Genomic DNA, 16608 nt, shown 5'->3' with positions numbered 1-16608 from the left:
TCTTTCGGCCCAGGGTGAGTCATCGGCCCCAGGAACCTACCGCTGAATTCCTCCCGGCTTGGCCGGGGATACACCGAAGCGTTTTCGTGACGCACGACATGGCTCAGTTTAGCCGTGCGGTCCTCAGGTCTGCCCTGGCGACCCTCCAGACCCTCCTCGCTCCCGCGTGCGGCCGTCACTCGGCCCGACGTCGCCGCTCCACGCGGGTCCGCCCCTACGCCCCGCCTCCCGTTCCTGAGCAGATCAGCGAGCCGCCCGCGGCGTCGGAACCCGCCGCTCCCGCACCCCGGCTCACTCCCCCGGGCACCCGCGTGCGCACCGACAGGACCGCCCTCGTGCGCCCCTACCACGTGGCCTTCGAACGGGAACTCGCCTACGCCCGCGCCCACCCCGCCCGCCGCCTGCGCGCCCGCACCACCCGGCCGGGCACGGCCGCCGCACCCACCACCACACGCGCGAACCCCTACACGCCCAAACACGCCGCCCCGCAGATCCCCGCCCCGCGCCCCGCCCCGGAAGGCGACCTGCTCGCGGCCCCGGTGACGCGCGTGCCCGGTGAGTTCGACGAACTCGCGAACCTCGTGCGCACCTGGCACGCCCAGCGCGACAGCCAGGCTCGGGACGTGGTCGCATGACCACGACCGCGGTGCGGGAACCCCGCCCTCAGGCGCGACCGGTCGAGTCGTCGCGGCCCTCGCCGTCCTCCGGCACCCGGCACGCCGACTCCAGCCACAGCGCTGCCCCCAGCAGCAGCCCGCTGGCCGCCGCCGTCCCCAGCGCCGTCACGAACACCTCGCGGTGGCTGGGCAGCACCAGCGTGCCGACCACCGCCAGCGCCATCCCGAGGAAGAAACCCGCCGCCAGTGCCGAGAACAGGGCGCTGGCCTTGGCCAACGCCACCAACCGAGCGACACTGAGCGGCTGGATCGGCTCGGTGCCCGGCTCCCGGCGAATCCTCCGTCGCGTCCGCCGGGCCGTGAACGCCTCGGCGAACGCCAGCAGGAGCAGCGTCGGGATCGCCGACCACGGCAGCGGCGGCAGCACCTCGATCGCGCCCGTGACCAGCCAGCCCAACAGCCCGCCGACCACCGCCAGCGACACGGGGACCCGCCAACCCGTGGGGCGGAGCCTCCCCTCGTGCTCCTCGGTCACCGGTTCCCCGACCCCTCGGGCAGCCGCAGCCGCAGATCGTCACGGCGGCGCAACTCCTGCTCCCCCGCCGTGTCCGCCGCGACCACCGCCGCCAGTACGTCCGCCACCGGGCCGCGACCGGGCAGGTCGGCCCCGGGGTCGGCGTCGAGCCAGGGCCGCAGCACGAACGCCCGCAGGTGCGCGCGCGGGTGCGGCAGGGTCAGCTCCGGGTCGTCGTCGCGGACACGACCGAAGGCGACGACGTCCACGTCCAGCGTGCGCGGACCCCAGCGGACCTCGCGGACCCGGTCGAAGGCCCGCTCGGCGGCCTGGGCCCGCCGCAGCAGGTCGACCGGCTCGCCCTCGGCCTCCACGACCAGCACCGCGTTCAGGTAGGCGCCCTGCTCGGGGCCGCCCACCGGCGCGGTCTCGTACACGGGCGACACGGCCACCGGGCTCGGCGCGCCCTCCCCGGTCAGGAGGTGGTCCACCGCGCCCTGGAGGGTCGCCATCCGGTCGCCCATGTTCGACCCCAGCGCCAGCACCGCGCGCGTCACGACCGCTCCCCCCTGCCCCGCGTGACGGTGACCGCCACGTCCGCGAACTCGTGCGGGATGGGGGCGGACGGCTTGTGCACCGTCAACTCGACCCGCTCGACCAGTGACTCGGCCAGGCACACGGCGGCCAGCCGCTCGGCGAGGGTCTCGATCAGGTTGACCGGCTCCCCCTCGACGATCCCCACCAGCCGCTCCGCGAGCACCCCGTAGTGCACGGTGTCGTCGACGTCGTCGCTGGCCGCGGCCGGCGCGGCGTCCAGGTGCAGCACGGCGTCGACCACGAAGTCCTGGCCCTCGCGGCGCTCGAAGTCGAACACCCCGTGGTACCCGCGCGCCCGGAGCCCGCGCAGCGCGATGCGGTCCGCCATCAGGCCTCGTCCTCCCCGTCGTCGTCCATCAGCACGGGCGAGGCGTGGTGCGACCACAGCCGCCACCCCAGCTCGGTGTCGACGAAGAGGTTCGTCGTCACGACCTTGCCCCCGGCGACGAACCCGGGGCTGTCGTCCTCGGCGGTCAGCACGTTCTCCTCGCAGGTGACCATCGCGACGTCCCCGCCGACCCCGATGTGCGTCTCGGTCAGCACGTACTGGATGTAGGTGACGTTCGCCATGATCAGCGACCACGCCCGCATGATCTCCTCGCGGCCGCGCAGCAGCGGCCAGCCCGGGTTCACGCAGACCAGGTCGGGGGCCTCGTCCTCCTCGGCCCACACACTGCGCATCAGGTCGATGTCGCCGTTCTCGATGGCGCTGTAGAACTGCGCGTTGGCCTCGGCCACGCGTTCCATGACCTCCTGACGGGACCTCACAGGCCGCCCCGGTCCAGCGCCTGCGCCCGGCCCTCGTCCAACCGGGCGCCCCCGTCGGACCAGGCGGCGGCCACGCGCACGGCGTCGGCGTTGGGACGCACGTCGTGTACGCGCACGGCCCAGGCCCCCCGGTCGGCGGCCAGCGTGGTGACGGCGGCGGTCGCGGCGTCGCACTCGACGAACGGGCGGTCCCCGCCCTTGCCGTCGCCGAGCAGTCGGCTCAGGAAACGCTTGCGGGATCCCGCCACGAGCACCGGACGGCCCAGTTCGTGGAACCGCTCCAGGTGCTGGAGGAGCGCCCAGTTGTGGGCGCGCTCGGGGCGTTTGGAGAATCCCAGTCCCGGGTCCAGGACGATCTGGCCCGGGTCGACACCTGCACTGATCATGGCCTCCATACGGTCGCGGAGCTCATCGAGGACCTCCTGGACGACATCCGTGTACACGGCACGGCTCTGCATGTCATGACTATGCCCACGCCAGTGCATCAACACGTACGCGACTCCGGAAGAGGCCACGAGCCGTGCCATCGCCGGGTCGGCGAGCCCTCCGCTGACGTCGTTGACGAGGACCGCGCCCGCCTCCACCGCGCGTTCGGCGACCTCGGCCCGCATGGTGTCCACGCTGACGGCGACGCCGCGCGCGGCCAGCTCACGGACGACCGGTGCGACCCGGCGCAGCTCCTCGGCCGCGGCGACGCGCTGTGCCCCGGGCCGGGTGGACTCACCGCCGACGTCGACGATGTCCGCGCCGTCCTCGACCAGACGCAGACCGTGCTCGATCGCCCGATCGGGGTCGAACCACTCGCCACCGTCGGAGAAGGAGTCGGGCGTGACGTTCACGACCCCCATCACCAGGCACCGCCCGAGATCGGGCAGGCCCGGAACTGTCTGTTTCGGCCCCATAAGCATCAACCCTACGCTCAGGGCGCCCTCGCCGGACACAGACCCTGCCGCGCGACGACGCCCCGGCCCGGCCGTGGCGGCCGGTACCGGGGCGTCGGTGTCGGGGGCGGGCGGTCCGGGGTCAGCGGCGGTCCAGAATGAGGCTCATCGCCTCGGACCGCGTGCGGTCGCTGCTCCGGAAGATCCCCCGCACGGCGGAGGTGACCGTCTTGGCGCCGGGCTTGCGCACGCCGCGCATGGTCATGCACAGGTGCTCGGCCTCGACGACGACGATCACGCCGCGCGGCTGGAGGTGGTCCATGATGGCGTCGGAGACCTGTCCGGTGAGCCGCTCCTGGACCTGCGGGCGGCGCGCGTACACGTCCACCAGGCGGGCGAGCTTGCTCAGACCGGTGATCCGGCCGTCCGCGCCCGGGATGTAGCCCACGTGCGCGACCCCGTAGAACGGCACCAGGTGGTGCTCGCACGTGGAGTACAGCTCGATGTCCTTGACCAGGACCAGCTCCTCGTGGTCGGCCTCGAACACCGTGGTGAGCACGTCACCGGGCTTCTGGCCCAGGCCGGAGAACTGCTCCTCGTAGGCGCGGGCGACCCGCTCGGGCGTCTTGACCAGGCCGTCGCGGTCGGGATCCTCGCCGATCGCGATGAGGATCTCGCGCACGGCCCGCTCGATGCGCAGCCGGTCGACGGTTCTGGGCGGACGTTCGTCCTCGAAGATCTCGCTCACGCCTCGTCTCCCTCGATCGTGCTGGCGGCGCTGGGCAGCTGGCCGTTGGTCGAGGAGCCGTGCACCTCGGCGCCGTTGAGCTCGGCCAACTCCTTCTTGGACAGGACCGGCGGCTGCTGGGAGGGCTGGCGCTTGCCGTAGCCGGTGTAGGAACCGCGCGAGGGGCGCTTGCGCACCGGCGCGAAGATCTCCAGCACCTGGTCCTTGGTGAGCGTCTCCTTCTCCAGCAGGGCGACGACGAGGTCGTCCAGGACGTCCCGGTACTCGACGAGGACCTCGTAGGCCTCGTCGTGCGCGGACTCGATGAGGCGGCGCACCTCCTCGTCGATGATGGAGGCGATCTCCTCGGAGTACTCGCGGGCGTGCGCCATCTCGCGGCCCAGGAAGGGCTCGGTGCTGGCGGAGCCGAACTTGCGGGCGCCCAGGCGCTCGCTCATGCCGTACTCGGTGACCATGTTGCGGGCGAGGGTGGTCGCCTTGTCGATGTCGTTCCCGGCGCCCGTCGTGGGCTCGTGGAAGACGAGCTCCTCCGCGGCGCGCCCGCCGAGCATCATGGCGAGCTGGTCCATCATCTGGGAGCGCGACGTGAGGAACTTGTCCTCGGTCGGCACCGACATGGTGTAGCCGAGCGCCCTGCCGCGCGGCAGGATCGTGATCTTGTGGACGGGGTCGGCGTTGGGCAGCGCGTGACCGACCAGGGCGTGACCGCCCTCGTGGTAGGCGATGACCTTCTTCTCCTCGTCGGACATGACCCGGGTCTTGCGCTCGGGACCGGCCATCACCCGCTCGATCGCCTCCTCCAGGGTGGCGTGGGTGATGACGTTGCGATCCGCGCGGGCGGAGAGCAGCGCGCCCTCGTTGACGACGTTGGCCAGGTCGGCGCCGGTCATCCCGGCGGTCTGTCGGGCGATGACGTTGAAGTCGACGTCGTCCGCCATCGGCTTGCCCTTGGAGTGGACCTTGAGGATGTCGCGGCGGCCCTCCATGTCGGGGCGGTCCACGACGATCTGGCGGTCGAAGCGGCCCGGCCGCAGCAGCGCCGGGTCGAGGATGTCCGGGCGGTTGGTGGCGGCGATGAGGATGACGCCGCCCTTGACGTCGAAGCCGTCCATCTCGACCAGCATCTGGTTGAGGGTCTGCTCGCGCTCGTCGTGGCCGCCGCCCATGCCGGCGCCGCGGTGGCGTCCGACGGCGTCGATCTCGTCGATGAAGATGATCGCGGGCGCGTTCGCCTTGGCCTGTTCGAACAGGTCGCGCACGCGGGAGGCGCCGACGCCGACGAACATCTCGACGAAGTCCGAACCGGAGATGGAGTAGAACGGCACCCCGGCCTCACCGGCGACGGCGCGGGCCAGCAGGGTCTTACCGGTCCCGGGCGGGCCGAAGAGCAGCACGCCCTTGGGGATCTTGGCGCCCATGGACTGGAACTTGGCCGGGTTCTGGAGGAACTCCTTGATCTCGTGGAGTTCCTCGATGGCCTCGTCCGCGCCGGCGACGTCGGCGAAGGTGTTCTTCGGGGTGTCCTTGGTGATGAGCTTGGCCTTGGACTTGCCGAAGTTCATCACGCGCGACCCGCCGCCCTGCATCTGGCTGAAGATGAACCAGAAGATGGCGATGATGATGACCAGCGGGAGCAGGCTGAAGAGGGCGGTGGTCCAGATCGGGGTCGTGGCGACCGAGACCTGGTACGACTCGAGGTTGCCGTCCTCGGCGTCGGCGTTGGCCTGGAGCATGTCGGCGAGCTGGGCGCCCTGGCCCTCGACCCAGTAGGCCTCGAGGATCTCGTCGTCCGTGGTGGTCAGCAGGATGCGCTGGTCCCGGTCGACGATCTCGGCGCTCTCGACCTGGTCCCGCTCGATGAGCTGGTAGACCCGGGAGATGTCGGCCTGCTCGGGTTGGGGGCCGCCCCCGATGTCGAACACGCGGAAGCCGATGACGAGCATGACGGCGACGGCCAGGATCCATATCCACGGGCCGCGGAAAAAACGCTTCAGATTCATGTGAGCGGAACCCTGTCGGGTCCGTCCCTCCTGACCAGGCCGCCCCGCCCCAGTTGACTTCCGAAGCAGGACCAATCGGACATGTGCTCCCTGCGCTAGACGCCGGGATCTTCGACGGTACACCTCGCCCTGTAGAGCGGGCACACCCCTGCGGGCGCCCGGAGCGGGGCCGTCACCGGAGCAACGACGAAGCCCCGTGCGGTTGTTCCCGTGCCCCGCGGCGAACGGCCGGGTGTGGCCACGATCCCCCCGGTGCACCGCCCGTCGTCGGCGGCGGCGACGGGCCGCCGCGGCCGCCCGGAGGCCCGCCCCCGTGGGGCCCGACGGCCCGCGGGCCTCCGGCGAGGACCCCGGACCCGCTACTTCTCGTAGACGTGCGGGGCGAGGGTGCCGATGAAGGGCAGGTTGCGGTACTTCTCCGCGTAGTCGAGGCCGTAGCCCACGATGAACTCGTTCGGCAGGTCGAAGCCGATGTAGCGGACGTCCAGGTCCACCTCGAAGGCCAGCGGCTTGCGGACCATCGTGCAGACCTCGACCGAGCGGGGCCCGCGCGACCTGAGGTTGCCGATCAGCCAGGACAGGGTCAGACCGGAGTCGATGACGTCCTCGACGATGAGGACGTCGCGGTCCTTGATGTCGGTCTCCAGGTCCTTGAGGATGCGCACCACCCCGGAGGAGGTGGTCCCGGCCCCGTAGGACGAGACGGCCATCCAGTCCATGGACACGGGGGTGTGCAGCGTCCGCGCCAGGTCGGCCATCACCATGACGGCGCCCTTGAGGACTCCGACGATCAGGAGGTCCTTGCCCGCGTAGTCGGCGTCGATCCGCTCACCCAGCTCCACAAGGCGCGTCTTGATCTCTTCCTCGGTGACCAGGATCTTCTCCAGATCCCGGCCCATGTCTTTGGCGTCCACGCTCACTGTCCTCGCTGCTGGGTTCCCCGTTTGCGGCAACCAGGATAAACGTGCGTAACGAGGCGACGGGGCGCCACCCGCCCAGGAGGCGGGGGCGGGCCGGGGAGGCGGTCAGCGCTCGAACCGGAGCCGCCCGGCGACCCGGCGCGCCCGGATCCCGCCCGGCAGGTCGATGTGGGCCTGGCCACGCCACTCCGTGACGAGTCGGTCGATCTCGCGCACGTGGCGGGCGGTCAGCGCGCTGGCCGGGCACCCGGCGGCGAGGGCGGCGCGGCGCAGTACGCGTGTGCGCAGGGAGGCGGCCGCCGCGGCCAGCGGCGGGACCGCCAGCTCCGGTCCCCGCGGGCTCCGGACGGTCTCCGACGGCTCCCCGCCCCTGGCCGCGGTGTACAGCTCCCCGGCCAGGTCGTCGAGGGTGTCGGCGTCGGCGCGCAGCATCGTCGCCGTGCGCGCCAACGCCTCCGCGACGCCCGGGCCGAGGGCCCTCTCCAGGGCGGGCAGCGCCTCGTGGCGGACCCGGGAGCGGGCGTAGCGCGGGTCGGCGTTGTGCGGGTCCTCCCAGGGGACCAGCCCCATGCGCTCGCAGGCCGTGCGCACGGCGGCGCGGTCCAGGTCGAGGAGGGGACGCAGGTAGGGGCCGTTGCGGGGGGCCATTCCGGACAGGGACCGGGCGCCCGACCCGCGCGCCAGACCCAGCAGGACGGTCTCGGCCTGGTCGTCGAGCGTGTGGGCGAGCAGGACCACGGCAGGCGCGTTCTCGGCCGCCGCCGCGTCCAGGGCCGTGTAGCGGGCGCGCCGGGCGGCGGCCTCGGGGCCGCCCCGGCCTCCGACCTCCACCGTGCGGACGGTGACCGGATCCAGACCGAGGCCGCGCAGAACGTCGGCGACGGCCTCGGCCCGCGCGGCGGAACCCGCCTGGAGCCCGTGGTCCACGGTGACCGCCCCGGCCCTCCTCCGTGCGCGCGGGGCCTCGAAGGCGACGGCCCCCGCCAGGGCGAGGGAGTCGGCGCCGCCGCTGCACGCGACGAGGGCGGTGGCGTCGGCGGGCAGGTCCGTCAGGACCCGTCGGACCGCCGACCGGACCGCCGCCACCGCGGGATGGGGACCGCTCACTCGGTGATGGCCGCCGTGCGCACGACGCGGTCGATCCACGCCTGGGGGTCGCGGATCTCGGTGATGGTGGGCAGCGTCTCCCGTGAGGTCCACACCTTGTTGAACTCGGCCATGCCGACCTCGGCGACGACCGCGCCGACGAACGCCGCGCCCTCCTCGTACTGGCGCATCTTCAGGTCCATGCCCAGCAGCTGGCGCATGATCCGGTCGAGCGGGTTGGCCGCCTCCCGGCGCTTCTGGAAACGGGCTCGGATCCGCTCCACGCTCGGCACGACCTCGGGTCCGACCGCGTCCATGACGTAGTCGCCGTGCCCCTCGGCCAGGCTCATGACCGCGGTGATCCGGTCCATGATCTCGCTCTGCTCGGGGCTCTGGAAGGCCGTGATGAGGTTGGCGTCGCCGCCGCGCACGGCGTCCGCGACGGCCTCGCCCGCGGCCCGGAGCCGCCCGATGAGGTCGGTGGCGTCCATCTCCGACGACAGCAGGAGCTCGCGCATCAGCTCCTGGACGTAGGAGCGCAGCCACGGCGTGGCCGTGAACTGCATACGGTGGGTCTCCTCGTGCAGGCACACCCACAGCCGGAAGTCGCGGGAGTCGACGTCCAGTTCGCGTTCGGTGTTGACGATGTTGGGCGCCACCAGGGTGAGGCGGCCGGTCGGCGCGTGGCCGTCCGGGTCCGGCGGCAGGAAGAGTTCGTACTGGCCCAGGACCTTCCCGGCGAGGTAGGCCAGGACCGCGCCGAGCTGGACGCCGGTGATCCGGGAACCGACCGCGGAGGTCAGGTTCGCGGCCGTGCCGTTGTTCAGCCGTCCTTCGGCCATCTGCTCAAGGACGGGTTCGAGCACCACCCGGAACCCGTCGACGTTGGCCCTGATCCAGCCGGGCCGGTCGACGATGACCGCGGGTCCGGAGGGTTCGAGGGGGTTCATCCCGGTGAAGTCGCGCACGTGCCCGGCGGCCACGCCCGAGAGCTCGCGCAACTGCGCCACGGCCCGCCGTGCGTCGGAGAGGTCCACCTGCGGCCCCGGGCGGACGAGGCGGACACCGGTGTTGACGGCTACGTCCCAGTCGATCACAGTCACATCGCCAGCCTACCCACGCGTCGCCTCGCGGCACGGGGATCGGGGGACGAATTCCGGGACGGGCCAGGGTCATCCCCCGGGTGTCCCCCCGGGGGCGGCGCCCGGACCTGGGAACCGTCACCGAGCGGGGTCGCGCGGTGGGTTTCGTCCGGGCGCCGCCGAGGAGGAAGCATCCTGGCCTTGGGGCGCCCGACGAGAGCGGGTACCGCGCCGAAGGCGTCGGTTGAGGGTGGTGGAGGGCGACGGGCGGGCCGATGCGCAGCGGAGGCCCGAGGCAAGCACAGCTCAGGTGCAGCCGCAGCGGCTCAGGGCGGCGGCGAGGGTGTCGAGCGCGGGCCCGTTCGCGGCCGGGGTGTTGGCCATGAAGGCGAACGCGAAGGTGTGCCCGTCCCGGTCGCGGATGGTCCCGGCGAGGGTGCTCACGCCGTTGAGCGTGCCGGTCTTGCCCCGGACCAGACCGGCGCCGTCGTGGCTGGACGCGGACGGGGAGAAACGGCCGGCCCTTCCGAGCGTCCCGGTGGAGTTCGCGGTGGGCAGCCCGGTCAGGGCCGCGTTCAGGTCGGCGTGGGCCGGGTCGCCGGAGAGGCGCACCAGCTCGACGAGGGCGCGCGGGGAGATGCGGTTGAGCGTGCTCAGACCGCTGTTGTCGGACAGGTCCACGCCCCCGACGCCCAGGTCCGCCATCACACGGGCGGTGGCGGCGGCAGCGCCCGCGAAGGACGTCTCCTCGCCCATCTCCTCGGCGGCGATCCGGCCGAGCGCCTCGGCCATGTTGTTGTCGCTCTGCAGCAGCGTGTGCTCGACCAGGGCCGAGACGGGCGGCGACGCGACACTGGCCACGACGTCGCCGGTGGCCGCGGCCTCGGCGGGGTCGCCCTCGACGGGCACGCCCGCGCGCTCCAGCTGGCGGGCGAAGGCCTCGGCGGCGTACAGGGGAGGGTCGATGGCGCGGTCGCCCTCGTCGTCCTCGATCACGCCGCTGCCGTCCTCGTCGATCCCGCCGCTGTTGAGGATCAGCGCGTGGATGGGCGAGGTGCTGCCCTCGGTGACGTAGTTGGGCTTCCACCCCGGCCCGGTGGCGGGGCCGGTGAAGTGGGAGTCGTCATACCCGACGGAGACGGAGCCGACACCGAGCTCGGCGAGGGCGGACGCGGTGCTCTCCGCGAGCTCCGACAGGGTCGCTACCTGCGGGTAAGCTGCGGAGTCGGCGGTTTCGGACAGCGTCGTGTCGCCCGCGCCCCGCAGCACCACCCGGTTCCGGTCGGGGTCGAGGTACACCTCGGTGTGGACGACGTGGTCGGGTCCGACGGCGGCGAGGACCGTGACCGCCGTGGCGATCTTCGTGGTCGACGCCGGGGTGACCGGCGTGTCCGGGGCCAGCTCGAAGAGCGTCTCGCCGGTGGCGGTGTCGACGACGTATCCGGAGAGGCCGTCCTCCAGCCCGGAGGCGGACATGGGATCATCGAGGATGTCCGCGATCCTGTCCGGGTCGGCCGGAGCCGAGGTCGCGGGTTCAGCCGCCGCCACGCCCTCCGCGTCCGTGACCGGTGTGGGTTCCGCCGGGACGGGCCGTGCCTCGATCACGTCGAGGACGACGAACCCGGTGACCAGCACGAATATGTTGAGCAGGGCCAGTGCGAGGAGGGCCTCGCCTCGTACCCGTCGCACCCTGGGCACCTGCCTTCCGTCGGTGTCGCGGCCTGACGTTGTAGTTATATGGCGACATTAGTCGCAATGGGAGCCGAGATCAGCATGGAATTCGACGTTACGATCGAGATCCCCAAGGGGGAGCGCAACAAGTACGAGGTGGACCACGAGACCGGTCGTATCCGTCTCGACCGCATGCTGTTCACCTCCACCACCTACCCCGCCGACTACGGTTTCGTCGAGGGGACACTCGGCGAGGACGGCGACCCCCTGGACGCCCTCGTCCTGCTCAAGGCCCCGACCTTCCCGGGCTGCCTCATCCGCGCCCGCGCGATCGGCATGTTCCGCATGCGCGACGAGGCCGGCGGCGACGACAAACTGCTCTGCGTCCCGGCGACGGACCCGCGCATGGAGCACCTGCGTGACATTCACCACGTGAACGAGTTCGAGCGCCTGGAGATCCAGCACTTCTTCGAGGTCTACAAGGACCTGGAGCCGGGCAAGTCCGTCGAGGGCGCCACCTGGGTCGGCCGCCACGAGGCCGAGCTGGAGATCATCGCCTCGGTCAAGCGCGCCGAGGAGGCCGGTGTGCACGGCGACCGCTCGCACATCTCCACCGACGAGGACGGCAAGTAGCCGCCGGCACCTCCCGGCATCGCGACCACGGCCCGGTCGGGGAACCCCGCCGGGCCGTCGTCATGTCCTGGGCCGGCGCCGCGCCGCCGGGCGCGGGCCTCACATCTCCGCGCCCACCCGGCGCTCCTCCGGTTCCTCCACGTCCTCGGAGCGGCCCTCCGCCGGCGCGGCCCCGGTCGGCGGCACCCGGCGGAGCAGGGCCACCGCGAGCACCGCGGCGGCGGCCGAGAGGACGGCGGCGACCACGGCCGCCGTGTTGAGCCCGCTGGTGAAGGCGGCCCGCGCGGACGCGGTCACCGCCGCGCCGAGCTCGGCGGGCAGCCCCTCGGCGGCGGTCAGGGCGCCGGGGAGGGTGTCCGACGCGGCGGCGGCGTCCCCGGCGGGAACGCCCTCGGGAACGGCGTCGGCCATGCGGAGGCGGTAGACGGCGGTGCCGATGCTGCCCAGCAGGGCGACGCCCAACGCCACTCCCAGGTCGCTGGCGGTGCTCTCGACCGCGGAGGCGGCGCCGGCCTTCTCCGGGGGAGCGGAGCCGATCACCATCCCCGGGACGAGTGCCATCGTCGGCGCGATCCCCGGGTAGAGCACGTAGAACCCGACGATGAGCGTCGGGAGCCCGGCCACCGCGTCCACCTGGGTGAGGACGACGTAGCCGACGACGGACAGCAGCAGCCCGGCGGCGATGACGGTGGCGGGGCGCACGCGCCGGGCGATGATCGGCGTGACGACCGAGACGAGGACCAGGACGACGGCCGCCGGGAGGATCCACAGCCCGGCGCGCAGCGGCGTCTGTTCGGCCACCAGCTGGAGGTACTGGGTGAAGAGCAGGTAGACGCCGCCGAGCGCGATCGCGGCGAGCATGTAGACGGCCAGTGATCCGCTGAACTCGCGGTTGGCGAACAGCCGCATGTCGAGCAGCGGCTCGTCCAGTCGGAGCTGTCTGCGGACGAATACGGCCGCGAGGACCACCCCCGTCACGACGGCGGCCACGGACAGGACGGACGGTCCCGTCTCGGCGACCTTCTTCACGCCGTAGACGAAGGGCAGCAGCGCGCCCAGGGACAGCAGCACACTCAGCGGGTCGAGACGCCCCGCGTCCGGGTCCCGGTACTCCGGGACGAGCAGCGGCACGGCGACCAGGACCAGCGCCATGACCGGCACGCCGACCAGGAGCGCCGCACCCCACCAGAACGACTCCAGGAGCAGCCCGCCGACCAGCGGACCGACCGCCACACCGACCGACACCGACGCGGCCCACAGTCCGATGGCCACACCGCGCTGGCGTTCGTCGCGGAACATCACGGCGGTGAGGGACAGGGTCGCGGGCATCAGCGCGGCGGCGCCGAGCCCCATGGCCGCACGGGCCGCGATGAGCACCTCGGCGTTCGGGGCGTAGGCCGCGACGACCGACGCGGCGCCGAACACCGCCGCTCCGGCCAGCAGGATCCGGCGGCGGCCGATCCGGTCCCCGAGCGACCCCATGGCGACCAGGAACCCGGCCATCATGAAGCCGTAGATGTCGTTGATCCACAGCACCTGGCCGCCGCTCGGGCCCAGGTCGGCGGCGATGAAGGGCGTCGCCATGAAGAGCACGGTCATGGCGAGGAAGAGCAGCACGGTCGGTAGGAGGAGGAAGGCGAGGCCGATCCAGGCGCGCACGCCCGCCCGCGGCGGGGCCGCGGTGGTGACGCGTGGGGTGTGTGACACGGGATGGTTCCTTTCCGGTGAAGCCCTGTGGTGCGGGCGTCGGTACGGGCGCCACCCTGCCCGTCGCGTCTTCGGATTCCCTCCGGACGCGTTCAGGGCCGACTCAGGGCGGGGTGCCGCGCCGAGGCGGCCCCGGCCCTAGGCTGAGCCCATGCGATTCGGGGTTCTCGGCCCACTGGCCGTCTGGACGTCCCAGGGGCGGCAGGTCCGCGTTCCCGAGGTCAAGGTGCGCACCCTCCTCGCGGAACTGCTGGTCGACCCCGGACGGGTGGTGTCCGCCGACCGGCTCGTCGACGACCTGTGGGACGGCCCCCTGCCCGCCAACCCCGCCGCCTCCCTCCAGACCCGCGTCTCCCAGCTCCGCAAAGCCCTGGGCGACGCCGAGCCGGGCGGGCGGGAGCTGGTGGTCTCCCGGCCTTCCGGGTACCTGCTCGCGGTCGGCGCGGACGCGGTCGACGCGGGCGCCTTCCAGGACCTGCTGTCCCGGGCGCACGCCGTCGAGGATCCGGAGCGGCGCGCGTCCCTGCTCTCCGACGCCCTCGCGCTGTGGCGGGGGCCCGCCTTCGCCGACGTCGCCGACCACGCCTTCGCCCGACCCGCGATCGCGCGCCTGGAGGAGCAGCGGCTGACCGTTCTGGAGGAACAGGCCGAGGCCCGCCTCGCACTGGGCGAGCACGACCTGCTCGCCGACGAGCTCGGCGCCCTGGTGGAACGGCACCCCGCGCGGGAGCGGCTCCGCGCCGCGCACATGCGCGCGCTCTACCGTTCCGGCCGCCAGAGCCAGGCGCTCGCGTCCTTCCACGACCTGCGCACCCATCTCACCGGCGAGCTGGGCCTCGACCCCGGGCCCGAGCTGGTCGCGCTGCACGGCGCCATCCTGCGGCAGGACCCCGGCCTCTCCCCCGCGCCCGCGCGGACCGCGTCCTCCGCGCGGTCGGCGCCGTCCGCCCTGCCCGTCCCGCCCACGGAGCTCGTCGGCCGTGACGAGGAGGTCCGGAGCGTGCGAGCCCTCCTGGACACCGCCCGTCTGGTCACCCTCACCGGCCCGGGAGGCGTCGGCAAGACGCGGCTCGCGCTCGCCGTGGCCGGGAAGGCCCGGGAGGCCTTCCCCGACGGAGTCGTGCTCGTGGAGCTGGCCTCGGTCCAGCGGCGGGATCCGGCCGAGGTCGCCGAGGCGCTGGCGGCGGCGCTCGGGCTGCGTGACGACTCCGCGACGACGGTTCCCCTCCGCCCGCCCGGGGAGGGCGGGACGGTCCGGCGGCTCACCGACGCCCTGCGCGCTCGGAGGGCCCTGCTGGTCCTGGACAACTGCGAGCACGTGGCCGAGCCCGTCGGCCTGCTCGTCACCGACCTCCTGCGCGCGGCGCCCGGACTGCGGATCCTGGCGACCAGCCAGGCGGCGCTGTCCGTGAACGGGGAGACCCTCCGGCCGGTCCCGCCGCTGGCCGTGCCCGAGGCCGGAACACCCGCCGCGGACCTGGCGGACGCGGCGGCGGTCCGGCTCTTCGCGGCGCGGGCGGCGGCGGCCTCCCCCGGGTTCGCGGTGGACGAGCGCAACGCGGACGCGGTCGCGACGGTCTGCCGCAGGCTCGACGGCGTCCCCCTGGCGCTCGAACTCGCGGCCACGAGGGTGCGCGCGCTCGGCGTCCACGAACTCGCGGCCCGGCTGGACGACCGCTTCGCGCTGCTCACCTCCGGGTACAGGGGCGCCCCCGACCGCCAGCGCACGCTGCGCGCGGTGCTCGACTGGAGTTGGGAACCGCTCAGCGCCCCGGAACGGGCGGTGCTGCGGCGCCTGTCCGTCTTCGCCGACGGGTGCTCGTTGGAGGCGGCGCGGGAGGTCTGCTCGGATCCGGACGTCCCGGCCGAAACGGTGCCGGACGTGCTGGCGGATCTGGTCGACCGCTCCATGGTGACCGTGCCCGCGCACGAACCCCGGCCGCGCTACCGGCTGCTGGAGTCCGTGGCCGCCTACGGGGCCGAACGGCTCCGGGAGGCCGGCGAGGAGGACTCCACGCGCGACCGCCATCTGCGCCACCACGCCGACCTGGCGGAGCGGGCCGACCCCCATCTGCGGACGCCGGGTCAGCGGCAGTGGCTCCAGCGCCTGGACACCGAGGGCGCCAACCTGCGCGCCGCGCTGGACCACGCGGTGCGCACGGGGGCCTCGACGGAAGCCTTGCGGCTGGTCAACGCGCTCGCCTGGTACTGGACGCTGCGCGGTCGACTCTGCGAGGGAGCCCGGTCGCTGTCCGCCGTCCTGGACCTCGCCGAGCGGCCCGGAGAAAACGCTGCCCGGTACACGGCGGCGACCTGGCGCGACGCCCTCGCCCACGGTCTGGGAACGGCCCCGGGGCCCCGGCCGGGGGCGCCCGTCTGGGACGACCCCGACGACGCGGACGCGGCCGCGCACGCGGAGTGGTTCCTCGCCCACTCGCTCCTGGGGTTCGGCGGCGGCGAGGGAGGCGAGGCCGCCGCGCGACGGCTGCTGGGAACCTTCCGCGCCCGTGGGGACCGGTGGGGCGAGGCGGCGGTGTCGGCCACACTCGCGCGCGCCGCGCAGGGCAGGAGCGACCTGGCCGCGGTGCGCGCGTCGGCCGAGCGGAGCATGGACCTGTTCACTGAGGTGGGCGACGGCTGGGGCCAGGTGCTCGCCGGGCAGCTCCTCGGCGACCACGCCGAGGTTCGCGGCGACCACGGGGCCGCCGCGCGCCACCACCGCGAGGCGTTGCGCACGGCCGAGGGGCTGGGCCTGTGGACCGAGGCCGGTGAGCGGCTCACACTGCTGGGCCGGATCGCGCTCCTCCAGGGCGACCACGACCGCAGCGACGCGCTGCACGGGCGCGCCCGCCGCCTGGCCGTCGAGCAGGGGCACGTGGTCGGTCAGGAGTCCGCCGAACTGGGGCTGGCGCTGACCGCGCGCAGGCGCGGCGACCTGGACACCGCGGAGCGGTACCTGCGGGACTGGCTGGACTGGCACCTGCGGATGCGCTCGCACTTCGGCGCGGCGCTGACCTACGCGGAGCTCGGGTTCGTCGCGGAGCTGCGCGGCGACGCCGGGGAGGCGGCACGGCTGCACACCCTCGGGTTGGAGACCGCGCGGACGACGGGGGACCCCCGGGCCGTGGCGCTGGCCCTGGAGGGCCTCGCCGGCGCACGGGCGCTCGCCGGAGAGCACCGGCGGGCCGCCCACCTGCTCGGGACCGCCGCGGCGCTCAGGGAGTCGGTGGGCGCGCCTCTGCCCGAGGCCGAGCGCGGCGACGTCGACCGTGTGCTGGGACGCGTGCGCGCGGCGCTGGGCGGCGCCGTGGCCGACGCGGAGTTCGAGGAGGGGCGCCGCCACGGCGCCGACCGTCGCCGGAGCGTCCTGAGCGCATCCTGAGG

The 16608-nt window shown here is 73.5% G+C and carries 15 protein-coding genes; 3 read left to right on the top strand and 12 right to left on the bottom strand.

Going from position 1 to position 16608, the window contains the following annotated elements:
* Positions 1-98: 98 nt before the first annotated feature.
* Positions 99-635, top strand: coding sequence for a hypothetical protein (locus ACIBFB_RS26255; protein ID WP_397234651.1), 537 nt, complete (start codon positions 99-101; stop codon positions 633-635).
* Between the two features lie 28 nt (positions 636-663).
* Here the strand turns inward: ACIBFB_RS26255 and ACIBFB_RS26250 are convergent, their stop codons facing one another.
* The 11 genes from ACIBFB_RS26250 to dacB form a co-directional block, all read right to left on the bottom strand.
* Positions 664-1152, bottom strand: coding sequence for a DUF3180 domain-containing protein (locus ACIBFB_RS26250; RefSeq protein WP_397234649.1), 489 nt, complete (start codon positions 1150-1152; stop codon positions 664-666).
* Positions 1149-1688: a 2-amino-4-hydroxy-6-hydroxymethyldihydropteridine diphosphokinase gene (gene folK, locus ACIBFB_RS26245; protein WP_397234647.1), complete on the bottom strand. Its 540-nt coding sequence runs from the start codon at positions 1686-1688 to the stop codon at positions 1149-1151. Before folK ends, ACIBFB_RS26250 begins: the two co-directional genes overlap by 4 nt.
* Positions 1685-2056 (bottom strand): dihydroneopterin aldolase, encoded by a 372-nt coding sequence (folB, locus tag ACIBFB_RS26240; protein WP_397234645.1) that lies wholly within the window; start codon positions 2054-2056, stop codon positions 1685-1687. Before folB ends, folK begins: the two co-directional genes overlap by 4 nt.
* Positions 2056-2496, bottom strand: coding sequence for a nuclear transport factor 2 family protein (locus ACIBFB_RS26235; RefSeq protein WP_397234644.1), 441 nt, complete (start codon positions 2494-2496; stop codon positions 2056-2058). The genes folB and ACIBFB_RS26235 overlap by 1 nt, the downstream gene beginning before the upstream one ends.
* Positions 2493-3344 carry a dihydropteroate synthase gene (gene folP, locus ACIBFB_RS26230; protein WP_397234642.1) on the bottom strand — a complete coding sequence of 284 codons (852 nt, stop codon included), beginning with the start codon at positions 3342-3344 and terminating at the stop codon, positions 2493-2495. The genes ACIBFB_RS26235 and folP overlap by 4 nt, the downstream gene beginning before the upstream one ends.
* A 175-nt stretch (positions 3345-3519) precedes the next feature.
* Entirely contained in the window at positions 3520-4125 is a 606-nt protein-coding gene (gene folE / locus ACIBFB_RS26225) for a GTP cyclohydrolase I FolE (protein WP_397234640.1), read from the bottom strand.
* Positions 4122-6125, bottom strand: coding sequence for an ATP-dependent zinc metalloprotease FtsH (gene ftsH, locus ACIBFB_RS26220; protein ID WP_397234638.1), 2004 nt, complete (start codon positions 6123-6125; stop codon positions 4122-4124). The genes folE and ftsH overlap by 4 nt, the downstream gene beginning before the upstream one ends.
* A gap of 359 nt (positions 6126-6484) precedes the next feature.
* On the bottom strand, positions 6485-7039 hold the full coding sequence (hpt, locus tag ACIBFB_RS26215; RefSeq protein ID WP_397234636.1) for a hypoxanthine phosphoribosyltransferase: 555 nt from the start codon (positions 7037-7039) through the stop codon (positions 6485-6487).
* A 111-nt stretch (positions 7040-7150) separates the two neighbouring features.
* On the bottom strand, positions 7151-8152 hold the full coding sequence (gene tilS, locus ACIBFB_RS26210; RefSeq protein ID WP_397234634.1) for a tRNA lysidine(34) synthetase TilS: 1002 nt from the start codon (positions 8150-8152) through the stop codon (positions 7151-7153).
* Positions 8149-9228, bottom strand: coding sequence for a zinc-dependent metalloprotease (locus tag ACIBFB_RS26205; protein ID WP_397234655.1), 1080 nt, complete (start codon positions 9226-9228; stop codon positions 8149-8151). The genes tilS and ACIBFB_RS26205 overlap by 4 nt, the downstream gene beginning before the upstream one ends.
* Before the next feature lie 291 nt (positions 9229-9519).
* Positions 9520-10911 carry a D-alanyl-D-alanine carboxypeptidase/D-alanyl-D-alanine-endopeptidase gene (gene dacB / locus ACIBFB_RS26200; RefSeq protein ID WP_397234632.1) on the bottom strand — a complete coding sequence of 464 codons (1392 nt, stop codon included), beginning with the start codon at positions 10909-10911 and terminating at the stop codon, positions 9520-9522.
* Between the two features lie 75 nt (positions 10912-10986).
* On the opposite strand from dacB, the gene ACIBFB_RS26195 reads away from it, so the two are divergent.
* Positions 10987-11517, top strand: a complete 531-nt coding sequence (locus ACIBFB_RS26195) for an inorganic diphosphatase (RefSeq protein WP_187347190.1) — start codon at positions 10987-10989, stop codon at positions 11515-11517.
* A gap of 99 nt (positions 11518-11616) precedes the next feature.
* On the opposite strand, the gene ACIBFB_RS26190 is transcribed toward ACIBFB_RS26195, so the two are convergent.
* Positions 11617-13224, bottom strand: a complete 1608-nt coding sequence (locus tag ACIBFB_RS26190; RefSeq protein ID WP_397234630.1) for an MFS transporter — start codon at positions 13222-13224, stop codon at positions 11617-11619.
* Between the two features lie 151 nt (positions 13225-13375).
* On the opposite strand from ACIBFB_RS26190, the gene ACIBFB_RS26185 reads away from it, so the two are divergent.
* Positions 13376-16606, top strand: coding sequence for a BTAD domain-containing putative transcriptional regulator (locus ACIBFB_RS26185; protein WP_397234628.1), 3231 nt, complete (start codon positions 13376-13378; stop codon positions 16604-16606).
* The last annotated feature ends 2 nt before the right edge of the window (positions 16607-16608 follow it).

This window comes from Nocardiopsis sp. NPDC050513 (assembly GCF_044457925.1).
Taxonomy (GTDB): domain Bacteria; phylum Actinomycetota; class Actinomycetes; order Streptosporangiales; family Streptosporangiaceae; genus Nocardiopsis.
The sequence above is the reverse complement of the archived record's forward strand: the minus strand, read 5'-3'. Positions and strand labels throughout refer to the sequence as shown.